Here is a 23,661-nt window from a genome sequence, read left to right on the forward strand (position 1 = left end):
CGTCGTCAGCCTGGCCGGGCTCTGCTAGGCAACCGCCACTGCAATGCCATTCGTGATTCCCTCTCTCCGGACCGTCCTGTTCCGCCTGCACTGGGCGCTCGGCCTCACGGCCGGCTTCGTCCTGGCGCTGATGGGCCTGACCGGGGCGCTGATGAGCTACGAGGAGGCGGTCACCGCCTTCGCCAACCGCGATCGGCTGGTGGTGATTGCGGGCGACCGGCAGGCGCTGCCGCCCTCTATCCTCGCGGCGCGGGTTTCGGCGCAGGCCGGGTTTCCGGTGAACGTCCTCACCCTGTCGGACGACCCGGCGGCGAGCGTCCATGTCCGCTTCGCCCGGCATCCCGCGACCCGCGCGCGGCCGCCTGCGGTCTACGCCGACCCCTATGACGGCGCGGTGCTCGGCCCGGTGCGGCTGGAGGGGGCGTTCACCACGGTGCGGGACCTGCACCGCTGGCTGCTCATCCCCGGCGGCTCCAGGGGCTGGGGCCGCACGATCACGGGCGCCTGCGTGCTGGCGCTCCTCGTCTTCCTGGGAACCGGCCTCTACCTGCGCTGGCCCAAGGTCCACCGCTGGCGGATCTGGCTGAAGCCGAGCCTGTCCCGACCGGGCCGGGCACGCTGGTGGTCGCTCCACGCCGTGGCGGGGACATGGCTCATGCCGGTCTACCTCGTCATGGCGCTGACGGGGCTGACCTGGTCCTACCCGTCCTTCAAGGACGGCGCCACGTGGCTTCTGGTGGGTGAGCGGGACGCGGCCAAGCCGATGCGTGCCGCCGGCGGCAAGGCCGCCCCCGAGGCCCCGGCCGACGCATCCGGGCCGTCGGCCGTCGACCGCGCCTGGGCGGCGTTCCGGGCCGGCGAGGGGCGCGCGGCGGGCACCGCGATCCTGACCCTGCCGGACGCCGACGCGAAGGCGATCCGGATCCGCTGGCTGCCGAAGGGGATCGATCGTCTGAGCGCCCGCAACGAGGCCCGCTACGATGCCGCCACCGGCGCGCTGCTGGCCGCCGGGCGCGCCGCCGACGAGCCGCTGGGCCAGCGTCTCATGGACAACATCCTCGAGGTCCATCGCGGCCGTTTCTTCGGCAACCTGTTCGCCCTGCTGTTCTGCCTCGCGGCGCTCGCCCTGCCGGGCTTCGCGGCGACCGGCCTCACGCTCTACGTCCTGCGCCGCCGTGCGGCCGCCCGGCGCCAGCCAGAGGCAGTGTCGGCGACCCTGCGCGCGGCCAAGCCCTGAGCGCTACGCCGGAACGAAACGGCGGGATCCCGAAGGGCCGAGCCCTTTAGCGGGCCGCCAGGGCAGAGCCCTGGCCGATCGGGCGGCGCCCGATTGTTGGGCTCACAGCCGCGCCGTGATCGTCGCCAGTACCGAGAAGGGCGCACCGGGCTGGTTGTTGAACTGGTTGAACGGCTGCTCGATGTAGCGCCGGTCGGTCAGGTTGCGCAGGTTGATCGAGAACCGGGCGTGCTCGTTGAAGTCGTAGAACACGGCGGCGTCGAGCCGGGCGTAGCCGCCGACGGAGTAGCTGTTGTTCAGGTCTCCGGCGCGCCGTCCGACATAGGTGATCCCGGCGCCGACGTTCCAGCCGAGCAGGAAGCCCTCCTGGAACTGGTAGGTCGACCAGATGCTGCCGCTGAACGCCGGCGCCCCGACCAGCCGGTTGCCGACCGCGAAGGTGGTGTCCTTGGTGATCCGTGCGTCGAGGAAGCTGATCCCGCCGATCACCTTCCAGCCCGGCAGGATCTGGCCGGCAAGGTCGGCCTCGACGCCTTCCGAGCGCTGCTGCCCGGTGATCACCGAGAAGCCCGTGTTCACCGGATCCGCCGCCGAGACGTTGTTCCGGATGATCCGGAAGGCTGCCGTGGACAGGGTCAGGTCCGGGCTGATGTCGAGCCGGCTTCCGATCTCGTAGAGCTCACCGGTTTCGGGACGCGGATTGACGGCGTTGTAGACGCTGTCGGTCTGCGGCTTGAACGAGGTCGCGTAGCTCGCATAGAGCGTCAGCGGCTCCACCGGCCGGTAGACGAGGCCGACCCGCGGCGAGGTGCCGGACAATTGCTGGTCGGGCGGGATGGTGCGCGAGGTCGGGACGCGGCTGAAATAGTACTGCGTGCCCGTATCGTAGCGGACACCGACCAGCATCTGCAGGCCGAAGCCGAGATCGATCTGGTCCTGCACGTAGAGCCCGGTCAGCTCGTTCTTCTGTTTCAGATCCGATTGGAACGCGAGGCCGACGATGGCGGCGCCGGGCGCGGGATTGAGGAAGCTCACCGACGGGAAGTTCGTGCTCTGCGTCGTGTAGGCCCGCCGATAGCCGTTGGTGTACTCGATTCCGGTCAGCACCGTGTGCTGGAAGCCCAGCAGGTCGAACTTCGCCACCATCTCGGTCTGGCTGTCCACGGCGGCGTAAGTCGAGTAGACCGCGGTCTCGCGCCGGGTCACCTGCGTGTTCCGGTTCGTGAGGCCGATGGCGCGGGTCGCCAGGAGATCGAACCCGCCCCATTGTGCGTTGAGCACCTCCCGCAGGGTGATGTTGGCGTTGAGGTCGTGCTCGACCTTCAGCAGGCCGAAATTGGCGTTGCCGTTGTAACGGGAGAACGGCTCGCCGTAATAGCGCGCGATGGTGTCGAGCGGCACGCGGCCGTTCCGGGCGATCAGCCCCTCGTCGTACTGGTTGTCGACGCGGGTGAACTCGCCCAGGAAGGTGACGCGCGTGTCCGGGCCCGGATTCCAGGTGAAGGCCGGGGCGACGAAGCTGCGGGAATTGTCCCGGCCGTAAAAATTGCGGAACGTCGGGTCCGACTCGCCGGCGAAGCTCAGGCGGCCGGCCAAGCCCTCCACGCCCTCGATCGCGCTCGACACCGAGCCCTGCACCCGCCGGAAGCCGAAGCTGCCGCCCTGCAGGTCGATGTCGCCGGACGGCACGAAGGTCGGCTGCCGGGTCACGATGTTGATGAGGCCGCCCGGATCGCCGCGCCCGTACAGCACCGAGGCCGGTCCCTTCAGCACTTCGATCCGCTCCACGTCGGCGAGATCGCGGGTCACCGCGGAGAAGTTGCCAGCCTGGTTCAGGAGCACGCCGTCGATGGCGTAGGTCTGGGTCCTGAACCCGCGGATGATGAAGGTGTCGCTCCGGCCCTGGAGCGTGCCCCCGGGCTGGACGCTGCTGACGTTCCGCAGCGCGTCGCTCAGGCGGATGTCCTGCTGATCGACCAGCACGTCGCGCGGCACCACCTGCACCGATTGCGGCGTGTCGCGCAGGGGCGTGTCGGTGCGGGTCGCGGTGGCCGAACGCGTGGCCCGGTAGCCGATCACCGGACCGCCCGCCCGCTCGACCGCGGCGCCGTTGCCGGTGACGCTCAGTTCCGAGAGCGTGATTTCATCGGTTGAGCTGCCGGTTTCCGCACGGGCCAGAGGTGTCGTGGCCGCGAGCAGTGATGTCGCCAGTGCAGTGAAGAGGGATAGACTGTTGCTGCGTGCGCTCGCCGTGCTGGAAAGGCTGCGGCCGCCGTGCCCCGACATTGTTTATAATCGCTCTCAAGAAGATCAGTACCGCCAGGGCAGACGGATCCTTGAGGGGAACGGCTCTGCTTTTTCAATGCGCGGGCACAAGGCGCAGCCCGGATTCGGTTGGAACTTCCCGAACGTGGCGGGGTGGCCACATGATCACATTGGAATAATGTAATTTTTCCGGATGTTTACGACCGGGACGTGCAGAAATGCTGAAGATCTACACCTAAAAGGTGCCGGCCGGTGCTCGACCGTCATGATCCTTCCAGGGCGGTGGCCTTCGTCTGCACGGGCGGCGCGATGGGCCGCCCGTGCAGATCGAATCAACCCCGCGTGGCCGGCTTGAGGGCGCCGGTGCGCGCGTGGAAATCCGGGCCGTTGGTGGTCCGCGCCACGTGGCCGGCCCGGATCAGGTAGTCGCCGAAATGCTCGCCCGGCTGCCGGCCCTTCGCGTAGTCGGCAAAGAGCGGGTCGAGCGTGTCGCGGATCTCGGAGGCCGCCACGTCCTCCTTGTAGAGCTTGCTGAGCCGTGAGCCGTCATGGGCGGCGCCGAGATAGAGGTGGTAGCGCTCGGGGCCGCGGCCCACGAGGCCGATCTCGGCGATGAACGGCCGGGCGCAGCCATTCGGGCAGCCGGTCGAGCGGATCGTGATCGCCTCCTCGGCGAGCCCGTGGGACGCGAGGCTCTGCTCCAGCTCGGTCATCAGATCCGGCAGGTAGCGCTCGCTCTCGGCCAGCGCGAGGCCGCAGGTCGGCAGGGCGACGCAGGCCAGCGAGTTGCGCCGGAGCGCGCTCGCCCCCCGGGTGAGGCCGTATTCGTCGACCAGCGCGTCGATCTCGGCGCGCTTCTCCGCCGGGACGTTGGCGATGATCACGTTCTGGTTGCCGGTGAGGCGGAAATCACCCTGATGGACCTCCGCGATGCGGCGCAGGCCCGAGAGGAATTGCGGGCCGTCCGCGATGTCCTTGATCCGGCCCGCGGGCACGTAGAGGGTGAGGTGGAAGCGCCCGTCATCGCCCTCGACCCAGCCGTAGCGGTCGCCGTTGTTGGTGAAGGCGAAGGGTTTGGGCGCGCCGAGCGTCTTGCCGATCCGCTTCTCCACCTCGGCCCGGAAGGCGTCGAGGCCGTAGCGCTCGATCGTGTACTTGAGCCGGGCGTTCTTGCGGTTCTTGCGGTTGCCCCAGTCGCGCTGGACCGTCATCACCGCCTCGGCGACCTTGATGGCGTCCTCGGGAGCCACGAAACCCATCACGTCGGCGGTGCGCGGGAAGGTGTCGGGCTCGCCATGGGTCATGCCCATGCCGCCGCCGACCGTGACGTTCCAGCCGGTGACGCGGTTCTTCTTGTCGAGGATCGCGATGAAGCCGAGATCGTGGGCGAAGATGTCGACCTCGTTGGAGGGCGGCACCGCGATGACGGTCTTGAACTTCCGCGGCAGGTAGGTCTTGCCGTAGACCGGCTCGACCTCGGCCTCCTCCTCGCCGCCGACCACGCGCTCGCCGTCGAGCCAGATCTCACGCCACGCGCTGGTCTTGGGCAGCAGCGAGTCGGAGATGTCCTTGGCGAGCTGGTAGGCGGCCTTGTGGGCGCCGGCCTGGGCCGGGTTCGTCGCCGCCATGACGTTGCGGTTGACGTCGCCGCAGGCCGCGATCGTGTCGAGGAGCGCGCTGTCGATCGCCGCCATCGTGCGCTTCAGGTTCGACTTGATCACGCCGTGATACTGGAAGGTCTGGCGCGTCGTCGCGCGCAGCGCCCCGCCCGCATAGGTCCGGGCGATGTCGTCGAGGATCAGCCACTGCTTCGGCGTGATGACGCCGCCCGCGATGCGCAGGCGGATCATGAAGCTGTAGGCCTTGTCGAGCTTCTTCTTGGTCCGCTCGGGGCGCAGGTCGCGGTCGTCCTGCAGGTACATCCCGTGGAACTTCACGAGCTGCCCGTCATCCTCCGAGATCGCCCCGGTGGCGTGCTTCAGGAGGCCGTCCGCGAGCGTCCCGCGCAGGTAGCCGCTGGCGATCTTGATGTGCTCGTTGGCGGCGAGCTGGGCCGCGCGGGCGGCCTCCGCGTCGGTGATCGGCCGCTCGGTCGGCGGGGTCTCGTAGACGCGCCCGGCCGGGGCGGAGGTGGAGCTGGGGACCGGGGTCTCGGCGGTGTCGCGGGGGCTGTGGTCGTCCATGGGGTAAATCCGTCTGTCTGAACGCGTCTCCCACCCCTCGCGTCAGGGATGGGTGCCGAGCGGGAGGCGGGCCGGTCCACGGAATGGGCGGGATCCGCGACGGTCCCCCTCTCCCGTGCGGGGGAGGGTTGGGGCGAGGGATGCGCCCTCACCGGAAAGACCTGATCCCTCACCCCGCCCCTCTCCCACGGGAGAGGGGACCCGCGCCCCGTCCTGCTTCCGCTGCAATCTCGATCCTGCGGCCTCGGAAGGCCGGTCCGTTAGTAAACGTCCTGCTGATAGCGGTGGCTGCGCTCCAGCGCCGCCACCTGCGCCTCGGCCTCGGCGGCGCTCAAGGACTTGGCGGTCTCGTAGGCCTTCACCACGGCGGCGCGCACGTCCTTGGCCATGTTCTTCGCATCGCCGCAGACGTAGAGATGGGCACCGCCCTCCAGCCAGGAGACCAACTCCTGCGCGTGCTGGGTGATCCGGTCCTGCACGTAGATCTTCTCCGGCTGGTCCCGCGAGAAGGCCACGTCGATCTTGGTGAGCGATCCGTCCTCCAGGGCCTCCTGCCATTCGAGCTGGTACAGGAAATCGTGGAGGAAGTGGCGGTCGCCGAAGAACAGCCAGGACCGGCCGGTCTTGGTCCCCTCCGCCTCGATCGCCCGGCGCTCCTGCACGAAGGCGCGGAACGGCGCGACGCCGGTGCCGGGCCCGACCATGATGATGTCGGTGGCGGGATCCTGCGGCAGGCGGAAATGGCGGTTCGGCTTCAGCCGCACCCGCAGCTTGGCGCCGTCGCGGATGCGGTCGGCCACGTGGACCGAGGCGACCCCCGAGCGGGCGCGGCCATGGGTCTCGTAGCGCACCGCCGCAATGGCGAGGTGGACCTCGTCGCCCACCTCCTTGCGCGAGGAGGCGATCGAATAGGCCCGCGGCGGCAGCGGCCGGGTGATGGTGCCGATATGCTCGGGCGTGAGCTTGGCCGGGTAGGTCTCCAGCAGGTCGATCAGGTGCCGGCCCTCGATCCAGGCCTTGGCCTCGCCGCTCTCGATGAGCTTCTGCGCGTCGGTGTGGCCGGTGGCCTTCACGAAGCGCTCGATCGTGGCGGCCGAGAGCGTGGTGATGTCCCGCTCGGCGAGCAGCGCCTTGCGCAGGGCCTCGTCGCCCGAGAGCCCGGCGGCGTTGAGGATCTCGTCGACGAGACGCGGATCGTTCTCGGGGAAGATCTCCAGCGAATCGCCCGGCTCGTAGGCCGGCGCACCGTCCTCGAAGGCCAGCGCGAGGTGGATCGTCTCCTTGTCGGAGCGCGAGGAGTTGAGGTTCACGTGCTCGACGACCTCGACCACCAGGGGCTCGCGGCTCGGCTCGGCCTCGTCGTCCTCGCCCACGGCGGCGCGGGCGAAATCCACGGCCACGACGTTGTCGGACGTGTCCGCCGGGGCCAGCGCCTTCAGCGTGCCCTTGATCCAGTCGGCGGCCGGCTTCTCGAAATCGAGGTCGAGATCGGCCCGCTCGGCGGCGCGCTTGCCGCCCAGGGCCTCGAAGCGTGCGTCGAGCGCTTTCCCGATGGCGCAGAACTCCGCGTAGGAGGTGTCGCCGAGCGCCAGGACCGCGAACTCGACGCCGTCGAGGCGCGGGGCGCCCTCCCCCATCAGCTCGCCATAGGCCCGGACGGCCCGGGCCGGCGGCTCGCCCTCGCCCCAGGTGGCCGCGATGGCGATGAGCTTGCCGGCCTTGGGCAGGGTCGCGAGGTCGAGATCGGCGAAATCCACGACCTTCGGCTTGAAGCCCTGCTTGCGCGCGAGCTTCGCGACATTGCCGGCGAGCGCTTCGGAATTCCCCGATTCGCTGGCGTAGATCACCGTCAGCGGCGCGGCTGCCTTCGGCGCCGCCGCCGGGACCGCGGCCGGCTGGCCGCCCGCGGCATCGAGCCCGGCCAGGAAGCCGGCGAGCCACGCGCGCTGGGTGGGGCTGGCGGCACCGAGGACCGCATCGAGGCTGGCGCGCTCGCCATCCCCGAACGGGGCGGTGCGCGGAAGGAGGTTGGGGCGGGACATCACGGGACCATGTCGGGGCCTGAAGGGCCTGTGTCAATCGAGAAACGTTCGTTTTGCAGAACGGGCGGAGCGTAGGACATCGCGTTCGTTGCGGCGCGGAAGAAGAGAAAACTATTCTCCCACAACCGCGAGCACGGGGCCGGTCCCCGGCAGGTGCCGCCCGTTCTTCGGGGGCGCCGGCAGGGGCAGGGCCGTGGTGGATTTCACCTTCTCCATGGCGAAGCGGGATGTGACGTTCTTGAGCGGCAGCACTGCGATCAGGTGCTTGTAGAAGCTGTCATAGGCCTGCATGTCGGCGACGACGACCCGCAGCATGTAATCCACGTCGCCGGCCATCCGGTAGAATTCCAAGACCTCCGGCATGGCCGACACGGTTGCGGCGAAGCGCTGCAGCCAATCCTGAGAGTGGTCGGCCGTCTCGATCGAGACGAAGACCGTCAGCCCGAGGCCGAGCTTCACCGGATCGAGCACCGCCACGCGCCGGTCGATGACCCCGTCGGCCTCCAGCTTCTGGATGCGCTTCCAGCACGGCGTCTGGGACAGGCCCACGCGCTCGCCGATCGCCGCGATGGAAAGCGTCGCGTCCGTCTGCAGCAGGGCGAGAATCTTGAGATCGATCGCGTCCAAGACTGTCTCCGTAGGGGCCGTCCACGCGGATCCACCCGCGTCCGGTATAGGGTCTCTCAGGGGGCGTTAAGAAGATTCTTTCATCCGGACGCCGCCGGCTCCGGAAGGGCGCTGTGCGCAACCGCACGCCGAACCCCGCCTCCCGACCCGACGAACGCACCGAAGCGCCTTGACTTCGTTCGGTATAGCGAACATCTCGACCGTTCGACAACAGGGTGCGGCTCCGTCCGTGCCGTTTCCACCATCCAACCCGGGACCGTCGCGATGACCCGTCCGGACCGACAGACGGCCGAAGCCCTAGCGGAACGGCTGTCCGGGCTCGACCTGACCAGCCGCCTGAACCTGATCGCCGCCGAGATTCCCGGCCGGCTCGTGTTCACCACGAGCCTCGGCGTCGAGGATCAGGCGCTCACCCACGCCCTGGCGATGGCCAAGCTCGCCGCGGGGCAGGCGAAGGGCCGCGTCGAGATCGTCACCCTCGATACCGGCCGCCTGTTCACCGAGACCTACGACACCTGGGCCGAGACCGAATCAGCCTATGGGATCCGAATCACCGCCTACGCGCCCGAGCGCGCGGCCGCGGAGGAATTCGTGCGCGACGAGGGGATCAACGGCTTCCGGCGCTCGGTGGCGGCCCGGCAGGCCTGCTGCGGCTTCCGCAAGGTCGAGCCCCTGGGTCGCGCCCTGGAGGGGGCGAGCGGCTGGCTCACCGGGCTGCGCGCCGGCCAGTCGGCAAACCGCGCCGAGACCCCGCTCGCGGAGTTCGACGCCGCGCGCGGCCTGATCAAGCTCAACCCGCTGGCCGACTGGACCCGGGCGCAGGTCGACAGCTTCGTGCGCGAGAACTTCGTGCCCTACAACGTGCTGCACGATCGCGGCTTCCCGTCGATCGGCTGCGCCCCCTGCACCCGGGCGGTGAAGCTCGGCGAGCCGGAGCGCGCCGGCCGCTGGTGGTGGGAGCAGGAAGACAAGAAGGAATGCGGCCTGCACGTCGGACGCCAAGTCGCACACTCTGCGGCGTCGGTGCAGCCGGGCCAAGAGCCTGCAGTCCTGGAGCCCGCCGCGTTCGAGACCATCAAGACCGAGACCCATCGCCAGCCGGAGTTCGCCCGATGAGCGCCGCCCTCGCCGCCGCCGTGCAGCCGAGCACCCCTGCCCCCGCCGACCGCCTCAGCCACCTCAAGCGGCTGGAGGCCGAGGCCATCCACATCTTCCGGGAGACCGTCGCCGAGACGGAGAATCCGGTGATGCTCTACTCGATCGGCAAGGATTCCTCGGTCCTGCTGCATCTGGCGCTCAAGGCCTTCGCGCCCGGGCGGCTGCCGTTCCCGCTCCTCCACGTCGACACCACGTGGAAGTTCCGCGAGATGATCGCCTTCCGCGATGCCCGCGCCAAGGAACTCGGCCTCGACCTCCTGATCCACACCAACCCGGACGGGCTCGCCCGCGGCATCGGGCCGGTGAGCCACGGCTCCGAGGTCCATACCGACGTGATGAAGACGCAGGCCCTGCGGCAGGCGCTCGACAAGCACAAGTTCGACGCGGCCTTCGGCGGCGCCCGCCGCGACGAGGAGGCGAGCCGCGCCAAGGAGCGCATCATCTCCCTGCGCACCGCGCAGCACCGCTGGGACCCCAAGCGCCAGCGCGCCGAGCCCTGGCACCTCTACAATCTCAAGAAGAAGCGCGGCGAATCCCTGCGGGTCTTCCCGCTGTCGAACTGGACCGAGCTCGACATCTGGCTCTACATCGAGCAGGAAAACATTCCGATCGTGCCGCTCTACTTCGCCAAGGAGCGGCCGGTGGTGGAGCGCGAGGGCCAGCTCATCATGGTCGATGACGAGCGGCTGCCGCTCGCGCCCGGCGAGACCCCGCAGCAGCGCCTCGTGCGCTTCCGGACGCTCGGCTGCTACCCGCTGACCGGTGCGGTGGAGAGCGACGCCGCCTCCCTCCCCGAGATCATCGGCGAGACGCTGGCGGCGCGCACCTCGGAGCGCCAGGGCCGGGTGATCGACAAGGACGGCGCGGGCGCCATGGAGCGCAAGAAGCAGGAAGGTTACTTCTGATGACGGTGCATCAGGCCCCCAACGCCTTCGGCGACCGCGCGGCCGGCTACGCCGCGTTCCTGACCGCCCACCGCAACAAGGCGGTGCTGCGCTTCATCGCCTGCGGCTCGGTGGATGACGGCAAGTCGACCCTGATCGGGCGGCTCCTGCACGACACCAAGCAGATCTTCGACGACCAGATCTCGGCGCTGCAGCGCGACTCCCGCAAGCACGGGACGCTGGGGCAGGAGATGGACCTCGCGCTGCTGGTGGACGGGCTCCAGGCCGAGCGCGAGCAGGGCATCACCATCGACGTCGCCTATCGGTTCTTCTCCACCGACAAGCGCTCCTTCATCGTGGCCGACACCCCCGGCCACGAGCAGTACACCCGCAACATGGCCACCGGCGCCTCGACGGCCGACGTGGCGGTGATCCTGGTGGATGCGCGACAGGGCCTGACCCGCCAGACCCGCCGCCACGCGCTGCTGGTCTCGAATCTCGGGATCCGCCGCGTCGTGCTGGCGGTGAACAAGATGGACCTCGTCGGCTGGGCGCAGGGCACGTTCGACGGCATCGTGGCGGGTTTTTCGGACTTTGCCCGCGGCCTGAATTTCTCCGAGGTCAAGGCGATCCCGCTGTCGGCCAAGAACGGCGACAACGTCGTGGAGGCCGGGGTCGCGGCACCCTGGTACACGGGCGGCCCCCTGCTCGCCTATCTGGAGACCGTGCCGGTCCACGCCGAGGCGCTCAACGCGCCGTTCCGGATGGCGGTGCAGTGGGTCAACCGGCCCAATTCCGAGTTCCGCGGCTATAGCGGCCGGATCGCCAGCGGCCGGGTGCGGCCGGGCGATTCCGTGACGGTCCAGCCCTCCGGCCGGACCTCCACGGTGGCGCGGATCTACACCGCCGACGGCGACCTGCCCGAGGCCGGCGAGGACGAATCGGTGACGCTGGTTCTGGCCGACCAGATCGACGCCTCCCGCGGGCAGGTGATCGTGGCGACGGACGCGCCGATGCGGGTCACCGAGACCCTCGACGCGCGCCTGTTCTGGGCATCCGAGACCGATCTCAGCCCGGGTGCGAGCCTGTTCGCGAAGATCGGCACCGCCACGGTCACCGCGACCGTGGAGCGGATCGTCTCGCGCATCGACCCCGAGACCGGCAAGCCCGGCCCGGCCGAGCGCCTGTCGGCCAACGACATCGCCGACGTGGCGCTCCGCCTCGACCGGCCGGTGGCGGTGGATCCTTACGCGGAGAACCGCGAGACCGGCAGCCTGATCCTGATCGACCGCGAGACCACCGATACGGCGGCGCTCGGGCTGGTGCTGGTGCCGAGGGCGGAAGCGCCGAAGGCGGCGACGCCCGATGCGAAGCCTGCGGACGGGGGCGGTTTCCTCGCCCGGCTCGGCCGCCTGTTCGGGCGCTGACGTCCCGGTATCAAAAGGCCGGGGCCTTTTGCGGGTGTAGGGCGGAGCCATGCTGTCGGGCTGCGCCCGATCGTCGGGCGAAGCCCGAGATCGGGGCTCCGCCCCGATGACCCCGCCAAAGGGCCGAAACCGTTTGGAAACCCGGACCCTCCGCCGTCAGGCCGCCTGTGCCGTGGCGGCGAGACCCCAGGCCCGCGCCAGCAGCGCGTAGGATTCGTGCCGCGCCGCCTGATCGGGGATCGCCGAGACGATCATCAGCTCGTCGGCCTGCGTGCGCGCCACCAGGTCGGCGAGGCGGGCCCGCAGGGTCTCCGGGCCGCCGACATGCAGCTGATCGCGGCCGCGCTCGATCTGTATCCGCTCGGCGTCGGAATACGGATAGGCCAGCGCCTCGGCGAGGCTCGGCAGCGGCCGGTACTCGCCCCGCTCCCGCCGCAGGGTCGCGAGGCGGGCGCTGGACGCCAGCCGCTCGGCCTCGGCGTCCGTGGGAGCGCAGATCGCCGCCACCGCTAGGATCGCGTGGGGTTGCGTGCCGAGGCGCGTCGGCTGGAACCGGTTCCGGTAATCGAGCATCGGCGGCTCGGCGGGCATGCCGGAGAAGTGCTGCGCGAACCCGAAGCCGCAGCCGATCTCGGCCGCGAGCCGGGCACTGTAATCCGAGGAGCCGAGCAGGAAGAGCGGCGGCAGCGGCACGCCGGCGGGGCTCGCCGCGATCCGGGCGAACGGGTGCCCCTCCGGGAAGCCGCCATCCCAGAACAGCAATTCCTGCAGGCGGTCGAGGAAGTCGTCACCGCCGCCCTGCCCCGGCGCCTCGCGGCGGCGCAGCGCCCGCGCGGTGAGGCCGTCGGTGCCGGGCGCCCGGCCGAGGCCGAGGTCGATCCGGCCCGGGAACAGGGCCTCCAGCACCCGGAAGCGCTCGGCCACCATCAGCGGCGCGTGATTCGGCAGCATGATCCCGCCCGAGCCGACCCGGAGGTTCCGGGTCGCGGCGGCGATCTGGCCGATCATGATTTCGGGGGCCGGGCTCGCGACGTTCGGGAGCGCGTGGTGCTCGGCCAGCCAGTAGCGCCGGTAGCCGAGCCCGTCGACATGGCGGGCGAGCGCCAGGGTGTCGTGCAGTGCCTGCGCCGGGGTCGAATCGGCGCTGACGAAGGAGAGGTCGAGGACGGAGAGCGGAGTCATGCGGGAGAGATGGGGGTGTGAGCCGGCCGGCGCGAGGGCATGGCGATCCGCGCCCGTCCGGACGCGTCACGGTGCGGGCTCGTCGTCCGGCCCGGCGGTCTGATACAGCGCTTCGAAACCACGGCCGCCGTAGAACACGTTGGTGATCGTCACCCGGTCGGCTTCGACCCGATAGGCACTGACGGCGGATCGCTCGAACGGCACGGTTCGGAGGCCCGGCTCCAGATCATGGCGCGGGCGCCCGCCATGGGGCGCATCACCGATGCGCTCACACCGGCCGATTAGCCTGTCCAGAAACCGGCTACGTTCGGATCGCGGCTCGCATCATAGACCCAGCGATAGATCTGAAGCAGGTCTGTCTCGGCTTCCGCTCCGAAGACGACCTCAAGACGCCGCATCCCGGTGAGCCTTCACAGTCTCGGCATGCAGGGCGTCGATGTGCGCCCTGACCTCTTCGAGGCTCCGTGACGGCCGCGGGTCGTCCAACGATCGCCGGATGCGGGCGCGGATGTCATCGAGCCGCTCGGCAGTCTCCCGGCGCTGGCGCTGCAGGGCGCGCACGGCCCGGAGCGTGTCCGGCGCCAGGGTGATGCTGATCGTCTCGCCCATCGGCAGGGCCTCTCGTTCCGTCCCGCCTCTGAGCATCATAGCAGAAACCGCTCTCCGGCGCGCCGCCGCGGCCTCTCACGCTTGCCGGCTCAGCGTCCCCGGCCTAGGGTCCGCCGCGCCGCAAAGCCGCGGCGCCCGAGCGCGACAATCCGGAGCACCGCACGCCATGGCCTTCCTCGCCGACGTCCTCTCGCGGGTGAAGCCGTCCGCAACCATCGTGATGACCCAGAAGGCCCGGGACCTGAAGGCCTCCGGCGTCGACGTCATCAGCCTGTCGGTGGGCGAGCCGGATTTCGACACGCCCGAGCACATCAAGCAGGCGGCGATCGAGGCGATCCACCGCAACGAGACCCGCTATCCGCCGGTCTCCGGCATCGTGCCGCTGCGCGAGGCGATCGTGCGCAAGTTCAAGCGCGAGAACGGGCTCGACTACAAGGTCTCGCAGACCATCGTGGGCACCGGCGGCAAGCAGGTGCTGTACAACGCCTTCCTCGCCACCCTGAACCCCGGCGACGAGGTGGTGATCCCCCGCCCCTACTGGGTGTCCTACCCGGAGATGGTCGGCCTGTGCGGCGGCACGCCGGTCTTCGCCGACACCGACATGGCCAACGGCTTCAAGCTCCAGCCGGGGGAGCTCGACCGGGTGCTCACCCCGAAGACCAAGTGGATCGTCCTCAACTCGCCCTCGAACCCGTCGGGGGCCGCCTATTCGCGCGCCGAGATGAAGGCGCTCACCGACGTGCTGCTGCGCTATCCGGACGTGCACATCCTGACCGACGACATCTACGAGCACCTGACCTACGGCGACTTCGAATTCGTCACCCCGGCCCAGGTCGAGCCGCAGCTGATCGAGCGGACGCTGACCATGAACGGCGTCTCGAAGGGCTACGCCATGACCGGCTGGCGGATCGGCTACGCGGCCGGGCCGGAGAAGCTGATCAAGGCGATGGACTTCGTCCAGGGCCAGCAGACCTCCGGGGCGAGCACGATCGCGCAATGGGCCGCGGTCGCCGCCCTCGACGGGCCGCAGGATCACCTCGCGAAGTTCCGGGCGGCGTTCCAGGGCCGGCGCGACCTCGTCGTGTCGATGCTCAACCAGACCAACGGGTTGACCTGCCCGACGCCCGAAGGCGCGTTCTACGTCTACCCGTCCTGCGCGGCGCTGATCGGCAAGAAGACGGAAGGCGGCAAGACCATCGAGACCGACGAGGACTTCGTCATGGAGCTGCTGCAGGCCGAGGGCGTGGCGGCGGTGCACGGCTCGGCCTTCGGGCTCGGGCCGAACCTGCGGATCTCCTACGCCACCTCGAACGCCGTGCTGGAGGAGGCCTGCCGGCGCATCCAGCGGTTCTGCGGCTCGCTGCGGTAGAAGCAGGAGCCCCGCTGTCGGTCATCCCGCGGAGCGTTTCCACGCCCGCGGGATCGAGTGTGCGGAACCAGATCGCTGCGTCAGTCGGCGAGGCCGAGCACGATGGCGAGCATCCGGTTCAGGGCTGCGAGGGTGTCGCGTTCAAGTCGGCCGATGAGGGCACCGCATTTCGCCCGCGGCAACGCGATAACTTTGTCGACCATGATCTGCGAGGTGCTTCGCAAGCCGTTGGCGGGGCTCGGCTCGACGGTCAGCCGGAAGAGCGGTGCGTCGCGGAGCGTGCTCGTGACGAGGCAGACGAGGATGCTGTCGGTCCCGGTGAGCCAGTCGGATTGTCCGACGACGGCGGGACGCGGCTTGCCGTAGGCTCCTGGCGGCGAGACGGTGACGATATCACCGCGCGTCACGGCTCGGGCCAGTCGAACGCGGATTCGATGACGTTGAGGGCTTCGGCTTCCTCGGGGGTTCCCCTCAGAATCGCGGCTTGCCGGGCGGCCTCCTCGATGAAGTCCGGCCTCGACGGATCAGGCACCCAGAGGCGTACGAGCTTCATGCCGTCGCGTTGCGGCATGCGGTGATAGCGCAGGGCCTTCGGTGAGCCTTCCCTCGGCTTGGTCTGGGTCATGGGCGGGGGATCCGATCGTGCGGGATCCTAGGCTCTGGCGGCCTTGCTGACTACCATGGTGGTATCACGTGCCCTGGAGAGCCTCGTCATGCCCACCATCGCGGTGATCGCCCCCGGCGCCATGGGCAGCGCCATCGGAGCCCGGCTCTCCGAGCACGGCGCCCGGGTGCTGACCTCCCTCGACGGGCGTGGGGCGGCGAGCCGGGCTCGGGCCGAGGCTGCCGGCATGGTCCACGCCGCGGAGTCCGACCTCGCCGCCGCAGACCTCCTGCTCTCGATCGTGCCGCCCGCCGACGCGGAGGCGCTGGCCCGCCGGCTCGCACCCGCCCTCACCGCCGCCGCGAAAAAGCCCGTCTACATCGACGCCAACGCGGTCAGCCCGGAGACGGTCGGCCGCATCGCGGCGATCGTCGCGGCGACCGGCGCGCCGTTCCTCGACGGGGCGATCCTGGGCCTGCCGCCGAAGCCCGGCGCGAAGGGGCCGCGCGTCTACGTCTCGGGTTCCGACACGGCCCCAGCCCTGATCCTGCGCGACCTCGGCCTCGACCTGCGCGTCTGCCCCGGTGACGTCGGCGCCGCCTCCAGCCTGAAGATGAGCTATGCCGGCCTCAACAAGGGTCTGACGGCGCTCGCCGCGATCATGATCCTGGCCGCTGGGCGCGCGGGAGCCGGCGAGGCCCTACTCGCCGAACTCGCCGAGAACGAGCCGGCGCTCCTCGCCCGCTTCGCCAGGGGCCTGCCCGACATGGCGCCGAAGGCCGCGCGCTGGGCGCCCGAGATGGAGGAGATCGCCGATTTCCTCGGGCCTGACGCGGCCGGCCGCCAGGTCTTTGCCGGCTATGCCGCCCTCTACCGACACCTCGCCGGGGAGGCGGGGGAGACCGACATCGCCGCGCTGATACGCTTCGCCGCGGAGGCCGCGGCGCGCTGATCGCCGCGGGGGGCTCGAAACGGGCCTGCCTCTGTTGCCGGCTCGGCTGTCACCCTCTACACGGGCTGTCCCCGGCCGCCGATGCGCCTGAAGGTTTCGCGAGCCCGCTCGGGCCTGCATGGCAGCGGGGCCGGCAGTGACGGGGTGGTCCGGACCAGTTCTCTGGACCGTTCCTGTGAGGCTCAGTGGGCCGAGTCGCTGCAGGAGTGTCGGGCGCGCGGGGAACAGGAACCGCGGATCCGGCGCATGGCCCACATATCAATATGGCCCCTGGCCGTCTGACACTGACCCGTTCCGGGACGGGGTGCCTCCCGGCGATTGCGGTTTCATTCACGCTCCGGCGCGATGATGCGCTGGGGCCGGGGATCCGGTCCGGCGTAACCGCGTTCATTCGGGCCTGAGACCATGCGAGCCCTGCTCACCGGCGGCATCAAGGCGATCCTGGCGGTCGCCGTGCTCTCCACCGCCGCCCACTGGACCCTGCGCGTGCAGCGGGAATCCGCCATCTCCGTCGCCGCGGCCGCCGTGCCCGACCCGGTCGCGACGGGATCGATCGAGCCGCGCCGGGTCGAACGTCCGCTCGCGGCCGCGAGCCCGCCGCCCGCGCCGGCGGCGCCTGCGCCGACAGCGGGGATCGGCCCGGCCTCGGGGCTCGACCAGACGCATCTCGCCGCCCTGATGGCGGGTGCGGCGCCGCCCAGGAAGGCCGCCAAGCCGGCGACCAAGGTCGCGACGACCAAGACCGCCTCAGCGGCCTCTTCGATCGAGAAGGCTGCAATCAAGCGCTGAGCCGCGCACGGCGGCAGCCCGGCACGGAAGGTCGTGCCGGCTGCATGGTCCCCCTGCGCGCCGGCCGATACCCGGGCGCGCTTGAGCGTGGCAGGACTCTCGGCCTCCACGAGGTTTGGCAGCTATGAGCACGCGGGTCGCGACATCCGTCACCGATGACAGCGCGCGCGCCGCCCCGGAGGCCGATCTGGCGGGACGGCGGCGGCTCGTCGGCATCGCGCTGATGTGCGGGGCGGTGGCGTTCTTCGCGAGCCTCGACGCCTGCGGCAAGACGCTGGCGCGGGCGGGCGTCGATCCGCTCGTCACGACCTTCATGCGCTACGCGGCGAGCGTCGCCATGATCTCGCTGTTCATCAACCCGGTGCGCACCCCGGGCGTGGTGAAGAGCCGGCGCCTCCCGCTGCAGATCGTCCGCTCGCTGCTGCTGTTCGCCTCGACGGCGCTCAACTTCCTGGCCCTGCGCTACCTGCAGATGGCCGAGACGATCTCGATCCAGTTCGCCGCGCCGCTCACCGTGGCGCTGCTCGCCGGGCCGCTGCTGGGCGAGTGGTCGTCGCGGGCGCGGCTCATGGCGATCGGCGTCGGCTTCCTCGGCGTGCTGGTGATCGTGCGGCCGGGCGTCGGCGGGATGCATCCGGCCGTGCTGCTCTGCGTCGCCAACGTCGTGGTCTACGCCCTCTACGCGATCATCACGCGCAAGCTCGCGGCCTATGATTCGACCGCCACGACCATGTTCTACACGGGGCTCGCGGGCCTCGCGCTGATGGCCCCGCTCCTGCCCTGGATCTGGACGAGCCCGGCGAGCCTGAGCCATTGGGCGCTGCTCATCGGCGTCGCGCTGTTCGGAACGCTGGGCCACTGGCTGCTGGTGCTGGCCCATGCAAGGGCGCCGGCCAACGTGCTGGCGCCGTTCATCTACACGCAGCTGCTCTGGTCCGTGACCTTCGGCTTCCTGCTGTTCGGCGACCTGCCGAGCCGCTGGACCGTGGCGGGCGCCATGATCGTGGTCGGCTCGGGGCTCTATCTCCTGGCGCAGGAGACGATCCGCCGGGAGGCGCGGCCGGCCGCCTGAGGCGACCGGCCTGAACGCTTAGCGGCCGAGACGCTCCTGGCGCTCCATCCGCTCCTCGCGGCGGTTCTCGCGGGCGCGGCGGGCCGGATCCGGATCGGTGCCGAGCACGCCGCCGACCGTGCCGGTGGCCGCGCCCACGGCCCCGCCGACGACGCCGCCCACCGGGCCGGCCGCGGCCGAGCCGTCCTCGACGCCGCGCTGGGCACCCCGCACCGTGCCCTGGGCCTGGGCGGCGCCCGCGAAGGCGATTGGCGCGAGGGCGAGGGTCGTGATCAGAAGCTTTTTCATGGGTCTCCTCCCGGAGCTGGATCTGGGTCGGCTCCGCCTCGGCGGGCGGAGGGTGTGTCGGTCAACGGTTCAGGCGGCGATTGGTCCCATCCAAAGTCACGGGCGCGTGATCCGCGCTGCCGCTGGCCTCGGGCCGGGGCGGCTGATAGAGAACGCCACATGCCCGCTTCGCGCGCCCTGCGCGGCTTCAGCCGCCCGATTCGAATTACCGGCCCGGCCTCCGCCTGAGGGCCCGCTCCAGCGTGGCCGCGCGGAGGTCCGGGATCCTCCTGCCGCCCGACCCGATTCCGCCGGCCCGACGCTGCCGGCCCGACCGCCGATGCGAGATCCGATGACCACCGCCGAGACCGCGCCGACCCGCGACTATTCCAAGACCCTGTTCCTGCCGCAGACCGAGTTCCCGATGCGCGCCGGCCTGCCGGTCCGCGAACCGCTCTTCCTCGAGCGCTGGAGGCGGATCGACCTCTACGGCAAGCTGCGCGCCCGCGGCCAGGGACGGCCGAAATTCGTGCTCCACGACGGCCCGCCCTATGCCAACGGCAACATCCATATCGGCACGGCGCTCAACAAGATCCTCAAGGACGTGGTGGTGCGCTCCCAGGGGGCGCTCGGCTTCGATGCCAACTACGTCCCGGGCTGGGACTGCCACGGCCTGCCGATCGAGTGGAAGATCGAGGAGCAGTACCGCGCCAAGGGCCGCAACAAGGACGACGTGCCGGTGATCGAGTTCCGGCAGGAATGCCGGACCTTCGCGGCCCAGTGGCTCGACGTGCAGCGGGAAGAGTTCAAGCGGCTCGGCGTCACCGGCGACTGGGACCACCCCTACGCCACCATGGCCTACCCGGCCGAGGCCGTGATCGCCGACGAGCTGATGAAGTTCTCGATGAACGGCCAGCTCTATCGCGGCTCCAAGCCGGTGATGTGGTCGGTGGTCGAGAAGACCGCGCTCGCTGAAGCCGAGGTCGAGTACGAGGAGCACGTCAGCGACACGATCTTTTGTGCGTTTCCGATCGTGTCCGGCGCCGAGGGTGACCTCGCTGAGGCCCGCGTGGTGATCTGGACCACGACGCCCTGGACGATCCCCGGCAACCGTGCGGTCGCCTATTCCAAGAAGATCGCCTACGGCCTGTACCGGGTCACCGAGGCGCCGGCCGACAATTGGGCGACCCCCGGCCAGACCTATGTGCTCGCCGACAGCCTTGCCGCCACGGTGTTCAAGGCTGCTCGGGTCGAGGCGTTCGAGCGCGTCGGCGACGTGCGCCCGGACGTGCTCGCCGGCCTTTCCCTGGCCCATCCCCTGGCGGCGCTCGGCTACGGCTTCGCGGTGCCGATGCTCGACGGCGACCACGTCACCGACGAATCCGGCACGGGCTTCGTCCACACGGCCCCGGGCCACGGCCGCGAGGATTTCGAGCTCTGGATGGCGAGCGGCCGCCTGCTCGCCGAGCGCGGGATCGACCCGACCATCCCCTACACGGTGGATGCCGACGGCGCGCTGACCAAGGCCGCCCCCGGCTTCGAGGGCAGACGCGTCCTCACCGACAAGGGCGAGAAGGGCGACGCCAACAAGGCGGTCATCGCCGCGCTGACGGAGGCCGGGGCGCTCGTCGCCCGCGGGGTGCTGCGCCACCAGTACCCGCATTCCTGGCGCTCCAAGAAGCCGGTCATCTTCCGTAACACCCCGCAATGGTTCATCGCCATGGACCGGCCGGTGGATTCGCTCGGCAACCGGACGCTGCGCGAGGTGGCGCTCCAGGGCATCGACGACACCCAGTGGGTGCCGACGCAGGGCAAAAACCGCATCACCGGCATGGTCGCCAACCGGCCGGACTGGGTTGTGTCGCGCCAGCGTGCCTGGGGCGTGCCGATCACCGTGTTCGTGCATCGGGAGACCGGCGAGATCCTGAAGGACGCGGCCGTCAACGCCCGCATCCGCGACGCCTTCGCCACGGAGGGCGCCGACGCGTGGTTCCGGGACGATGCGGCGCAGCGCTTCCTGGCGCCCGAGCACGACCCGGCCGCCTACGAGAAGGTCACCGACGTCCTCGACGTCTGGTTCGATTCGGGCTCGACCCACGCCTTCGTGCTGGACGATCCGGAGGCTTTCCCGGGGCTCGCCGGCGTCACGCGCGTCCGCGATGGCGGGCAGGACCGGGTCATGTACCTGGAGGGGTCGGACCAGCACCGCGGCTGGTTCCAGTCCTCGCTGCTCGAATCCTCCGGGACCCGCGGCCGGGCGCCCTATGACATCGTCCTGACCCACGGCTTCGTGCTCGACGGCAAGGGCCTGAAGATGTCGAAGTCGAAGGGCAACGTCGTCGCGCCGCAGAGCGTCATCAAGGATTCGGGCGCCGACATCCTGCGCCTGTGGGTGGCCGCCTCCGACTATACCGACGACCTTCGCATCGGGCCGGAGATCATCAAGACGTTTGCCGAGACCTACCGGAAGCTGCGCAACTCCCTGCGCTGGATGCTCGGCTCCCTGGCGCATCGCGTACCGGGCGACGACGTCGCGTTCCAAAAAATGCCGGAGCTGGAGCGGCTGATCCTGCACCGGCTGGCCGAGCTCGACGGCGAGATCCGCGAGGCCTACGCGACCTTCGACACCAAGCGGGTGGTGGCGCTGCTCAACGGCTTCATGACCGGCGACCTGTCGTCCTTCTACTTCGACGTGCGCAAGGACGCCCTGTACTGCGACCCGATCTCCTCGGTGCGCCGCCGGGCGGCCCTTCAGGTGATCGACGAGGCCTTCCGGCGGGCGGCGATCTGGCTCGCGCCGGTGCTCGCCTTCACGGCCGAGGAGGCGTGGCTCGAGCGCTACCCGTCCGAGGACGGCTCGGTGCATCTCCAGACCCTGCCGGAGACGCCGGCCGCCTGGCTCGACCCCGCCCTCGCGGAGCGCTGGCAAAGAATCCGGCGGGTGCGGCGGGTGGTGACCGGCGCCCTGGAGATCGAGCGGGCGGCCAAGCGGATCGGCGCGAGCCTAGAGGCGGCGCCGACGGTCTATGTCGCGGATCCGGAGCTGCTGGCGGCGCTGGAGGGCTGCGACTTCGCCGATACCTGCATCACCTCCGCCATCACCGTGGTGGCGGGCGACGGCCCGGCGGATGCGTTCCGGCTCGACGAGGTGCGCGGCGTCGCCGTGGTGCCGAGCCCGGCCGAGGGTCGCAAATGCGCCCGCTCCTGGCGGGTCAGCCCGGAGGTGGGCAGCGATCCGGATTATCCGGACGTCACCCCCCGCGACGCCCAGGCCCTGCGCGAGTGGGATGCGGCGCATCCGGAGGCGAGCGCGGCGTGAGGGCTGTGCTCACCGCCGCCGCAGCACCCCCCTCTCCCCGCTTGCGGGGAGAGGCCCGCCCGGACCGCGTCGTCCGGGCGGGAAGCGGAGGCGCAGCCGGAGCGGCGGTGAGGGGGCGGCTCCGGATGAGTCTCTTCCGTCCAAGCCCCCTCACCCCCGGCTGCCGCCTTGCTTCGTCGACGGCAAGGTCGCCGAAGCCCTCTCCCCGCGCGCGGGGAGAGGGGGTTTCCACCCTCGTCCGCGCGGTCGCCGCATGACCCCCTTCCGCGCCGGCCTCACGGCCCTCCTGCTCACCCTCCTCCTCGACCAAGCCTCCAAGCTCGGCCTCTATCTCGGCACCGACCTCGTGCTGACCCAACCCTGGCGGCTGGCGCCGTTTGCCGACTTCGTGGTGGTCTGGAACCGGGGCGTCTCCTACGGCCTGTTCCAGCAGGAAGGCGGGCTCGGGCGGTGGCTCCTCGTGGTCCTCTCGCTCGCCGCCGCCCTCGGCCTCGGGCTCTGGATGCGCCGGGCGGGCTCCCGGCTGCTGGCCGTCGCCCTCGGGCTGATCGTCGGCGGGGCGCTCGGCAACGCCATCGACCGGGCCGTCTACGGGGCGGTGTTCGACTTCGTGCACCTGCACGCGGGCCATTGGTCCTGGTACGTGTTCAACATCGCCGATGCGGCGATCGTGGCCGGCGTGATCGGCCTGATCCTCGACAGCTTGGTCCCGGCCGGTCGGCGCCGGGGGGAAACGACGCCCGGCGATCCGGCGGCGCCGCTGTGATGCGCGCACCACAGCGGCCGGGCGACAGCCCCACGCGCGCTTGCCGTGGTCAAGGCGCCATACGATCGCCGGAAACCGGTCTCAGGCCGGGACCCGTCGGATCAGGCCGCGCCGCGGCCATCCTCGAGCCGGACCCGCCGGCCGGAACCCGTGAGGCAGCATGACCGGGCATCGCAGGCTTCGACTCCTCCTCCCCGCCGCTTTCGCCCTGACGCCGCTGCTGTCGGTCTGCGCCCAGGCGCAGGAGCGCGGCGAGTTCATGCGCGACGCCCTGTCGGGGATCGGCCTTTTGGAGAAGCGCCAGGATCCGATCGACTATCACGAGCGCCCGCCTCTGGTGATGCCGCCCAAGCTCGACGGCAAGGCCCTGCCCCAGCCCCGGGCCCGCTCGACCAGCACCGCCTGGCCGAAGGATCCCGAGATCGCCGAGCGCGAGCGCGCGGCCGTCGAGCGGCGCAATCCCAAGGGCACCCAGGCCCGGGGCCGCTACGACGACAACAACGCCACGCTCTCCGTGGACGAGATGCGCAGCGGCCGCCGCGCCGGGGCGAGCCTGACCACCGAGGCCGAGCGCAAGCCCGGCGACAACAACCGCGACGACAGCCTGCTCAGCCCCTTCGAACTGCTCAAGGGCAAGAGCGCCAATGCCGAGCCCTCCGACGTGGAGCCGAGCCGCGACGTGCTGACGGATCCGCCGACCGGCTACCGGCAGTCGCCCAAGAAGCTGGCACGTCCGCCGTCGAACGAACCGATCAACAATGCCAGCCGCGAGAAGGAGGAGTCCGATCCCGGGGCCTACCTCCGCCAGCGCGCGCAGCAGTAACCGGAACGCCGTGTCGCTGTTGCAACGGCGCCACGGCATGGCAACATGACATGATCGTCCCGGTGCGGTTCTTGCCCGCCGGCGAC

General features: G+C 70.4%; 21 protein-coding genes. 11 read left to right on the forward strand and 10 right to left on the reverse strand.

From position 1 onward, the window contains the following. Positions 1–43: 43 nt before the first annotated feature. Positions 44–1,237, forward strand: coding sequence for a PepSY-associated TM helix domain-containing protein (locus FVE89_RS28040; RefSeq protein WP_161393439.1), 1,194 nt, complete (start codon positions 44–46; stop codon positions 1,235–1,237). A 102-nt stretch (positions 1,238–1,339) separates the two neighbouring features. On the opposite strand, the gene FVE89_RS28045 is transcribed toward FVE89_RS28040, so the two are convergent. From FVE89_RS28045 to FVE89_RS28060, 4 genes are all read right to left on the reverse strand, one after another. Continuing rightward, entirely contained in the window at positions 1,340–3,523 is a 2,184-nt protein-coding gene (locus tag FVE89_RS28045) for a TonB-dependent siderophore receptor (RefSeq protein WP_161393440.1), read from the reverse strand. 311 nt (positions 3,524–3,834) lie between these two features. Then, positions 3,835–5,685, reverse strand: a complete 1,851-nt coding sequence (locus tag FVE89_RS28050) for an NADPH-dependent assimilatory sulfite reductase hemoprotein subunit (RefSeq protein WP_161393441.1) — start codon at positions 5,683–5,685, stop codon at positions 3,835–3,837. Between the two features lie 260 nt (positions 5,686–5,945). Further along, positions 5,946–7,727 (reverse strand): flavodoxin domain-containing protein, encoded by a 1,782-nt coding sequence (locus FVE89_RS28055; RefSeq protein WP_161393442.1) that lies wholly within the window; start codon positions 7,725–7,727, stop codon positions 5,946–5,948. Between the two features lie 111 nt (positions 7,728–7,838). Then, positions 7,839–8,354 carry an Lrp/AsnC family transcriptional regulator gene (locus FVE89_RS28060; protein WP_161393443.1) on the reverse strand — a complete coding sequence of 172 codons (516 nt, stop codon included), beginning with the start codon at positions 8,352–8,354 and terminating at the stop codon, positions 7,839–7,841. Positions 8,355–8,618: 264 nt separating this feature from the next. Between FVE89_RS28060 and FVE89_RS28065 the strand changes: the two genes are divergently transcribed. Genes FVE89_RS28065 through cysN form a run of 3 tightly spaced genes read left to right on the forward strand, consistent with a single transcriptional unit; the run spans position 8,619 to position 11,823 of the window. Next, on the forward strand, positions 8,619–9,470 hold the full coding sequence (locus FVE89_RS28065; protein WP_161393444.1) for a phosphoadenylyl-sulfate reductase: 852 nt from the start codon (positions 8,619–8,621) through the stop codon (positions 9,468–9,470). After that, positions 9,467–10,417 (forward strand): sulfate adenylyltransferase subunit CysD, encoded by a 951-nt coding sequence (gene cysD, locus FVE89_RS28070; protein ID WP_161393445.1) that lies wholly within the window; start codon positions 9,467–9,469, stop codon positions 10,415–10,417. The genes FVE89_RS28065 and cysD overlap by 4 nt, the downstream gene beginning before the upstream one ends. Next, positions 10,417–11,823, forward strand: a complete 1,407-nt coding sequence (cysN, locus tag FVE89_RS28075) for a sulfate adenylyltransferase subunit CysN (protein ID WP_161393446.1) — start codon at positions 10,417–10,419, stop codon at positions 11,821–11,823. The genes cysD and cysN overlap by 1 nt, the downstream gene beginning before the upstream one ends. Before the next feature lie 156 nt (positions 11,824–11,979). Here cysN and FVE89_RS28080 read toward each other — a convergent pair whose 3' ends face one another. The 3 genes from FVE89_RS28080 to FVE89_RS28090 form a co-directional block, all read right to left on the reverse strand. Further along, a complete protein-coding gene (locus FVE89_RS28080; protein WP_161393447.1) occupies positions 11,980–13,005 on the reverse strand; it encodes an LLM class flavin-dependent oxidoreductase in 1,026 nt (341 codons plus the stop codon). A gap of 66 nt (positions 13,006–13,071) precedes the next feature. Beyond that, the gene (locus tag FVE89_RS31720) at positions 13,072–13,209 is read right to left on the reverse strand and encodes a hypothetical protein (protein ID WP_348644742.1); all 138 of its coding nucleotides are present in this window, start codon (positions 13,207–13,209) and stop codon (positions 13,072–13,074) included. A 180-nt stretch (positions 13,210–13,389) separates the two neighbouring features. Then, positions 13,390–13,614, reverse strand: a complete 225-nt coding sequence (locus FVE89_RS28090; RefSeq protein WP_246731218.1) for a type II toxin-antitoxin system ParD family antitoxin — start codon at positions 13,612–13,614, stop codon at positions 13,390–13,392. Positions 13,615–13,780: 166 nt separating this feature from the next. On the opposite strand from FVE89_RS28090, the gene FVE89_RS28095 reads away from it, so the two are divergent. Further along, positions 13,781–14,983, forward strand: coding sequence for a pyridoxal phosphate-dependent aminotransferase (locus FVE89_RS28095; protein WP_161393448.1), 1,203 nt, complete (start codon positions 13,781–13,783; stop codon positions 14,981–14,983). 80 nt (positions 14,984–15,063) lie between these two features. Here FVE89_RS28095 and FVE89_RS28100 read toward each other — a convergent pair whose 3' ends face one another. Further along, complete coding sequence (locus FVE89_RS28100) at positions 15,064–15,390, reverse strand: type II toxin-antitoxin system PemK/MazF family toxin (protein WP_161393449.1); 327 nt, start codon at positions 15,388–15,390, stop codon at positions 15,064–15,066. Next, positions 15,387–15,608 (reverse strand): antitoxin MazE-like protein, encoded by a 222-nt coding sequence (locus FVE89_RS28105; protein WP_161393450.1) that lies wholly within the window; start codon positions 15,606–15,608, stop codon positions 15,387–15,389. Before FVE89_RS28105 ends, FVE89_RS28100 begins: the two co-directional genes overlap by 4 nt. Positions 15,609–15,696: 88 nt before the next feature. Between FVE89_RS28105 and FVE89_RS28110 the strand changes: the two genes are divergently transcribed. From FVE89_RS28110 to FVE89_RS28120, 3 genes are all read left to right on the forward strand, one after another. Beyond that, positions 15,697–16,539, forward strand: a complete 843-nt coding sequence (locus FVE89_RS28110) for an NAD(P)-dependent oxidoreductase (RefSeq protein ID WP_161393507.1) — start codon at positions 15,697–15,699, stop codon at positions 16,537–16,539. 405 nt (positions 16,540–16,944) lie between these two features. Next, positions 16,945–17,328: a hypothetical protein gene (locus tag FVE89_RS28115; protein WP_161393451.1), complete on the forward strand. Its 384-nt coding sequence runs from the start codon at positions 16,945–16,947 to the stop codon at positions 17,326–17,328. Between the two features lie 124 nt (positions 17,329–17,452). Further along, entirely contained in the window at positions 17,453–18,400 is a 948-nt protein-coding gene (locus FVE89_RS28120) for a DMT family transporter (RefSeq protein ID WP_161393452.1), read from the forward strand. Between the two features lie 18 nt (positions 18,401–18,418). Here FVE89_RS28120 and FVE89_RS28125 read toward each other — a convergent pair whose 3' ends face one another. Next, a complete protein-coding gene (locus FVE89_RS28125; protein WP_161393453.1) occupies positions 18,419–18,688 on the reverse strand; it encodes a hypothetical protein in 270 nt (89 codons plus the stop codon). Between the two features lie 331 nt (positions 18,689–19,019). Between FVE89_RS28125 and ileS the strand changes: the two genes are divergently transcribed. The 3 genes from ileS to FVE89_RS28140 all read left to right on the forward strand — a co-directional run bounded on the left by ileS (position 19,020) and on the right by FVE89_RS28140 (position 23,575). Beyond that, positions 19,020–21,986 carry an isoleucine--tRNA ligase gene (gene ileS, locus FVE89_RS28130; RefSeq protein WP_161393454.1) on the forward strand — a complete coding sequence of 989 codons (2,967 nt, stop codon included), beginning with the start codon at positions 19,020–19,022 and terminating at the stop codon, positions 21,984–21,986. Positions 21,987–22,239: 253 nt separating this feature from the next. Next, positions 22,240–22,752 (forward strand): signal peptidase II, encoded by a 513-nt coding sequence (gene lspA / locus FVE89_RS28135; protein WP_161393455.1) that lies wholly within the window; start codon positions 22,240–22,242, stop codon positions 22,750–22,752. 160 nt (positions 22,753–22,912) lie between these two features. Next, positions 22,913–23,575, forward strand: a complete 663-nt coding sequence (locus FVE89_RS28140) for a hypothetical protein (protein WP_161393456.1) — start codon at positions 22,913–22,915, stop codon at positions 23,573–23,575. Positions 23,576–23,661: the final 86 nt, after the last annotated feature.

The sequence above is a fragment of the Methylobacterium sp. 2A genome (genome assembly GCF_009806555.1).
GTDB lineage: Bacteria > Pseudomonadota > Alphaproteobacteria > Rhizobiales > Beijerinckiaceae > Methylobacterium.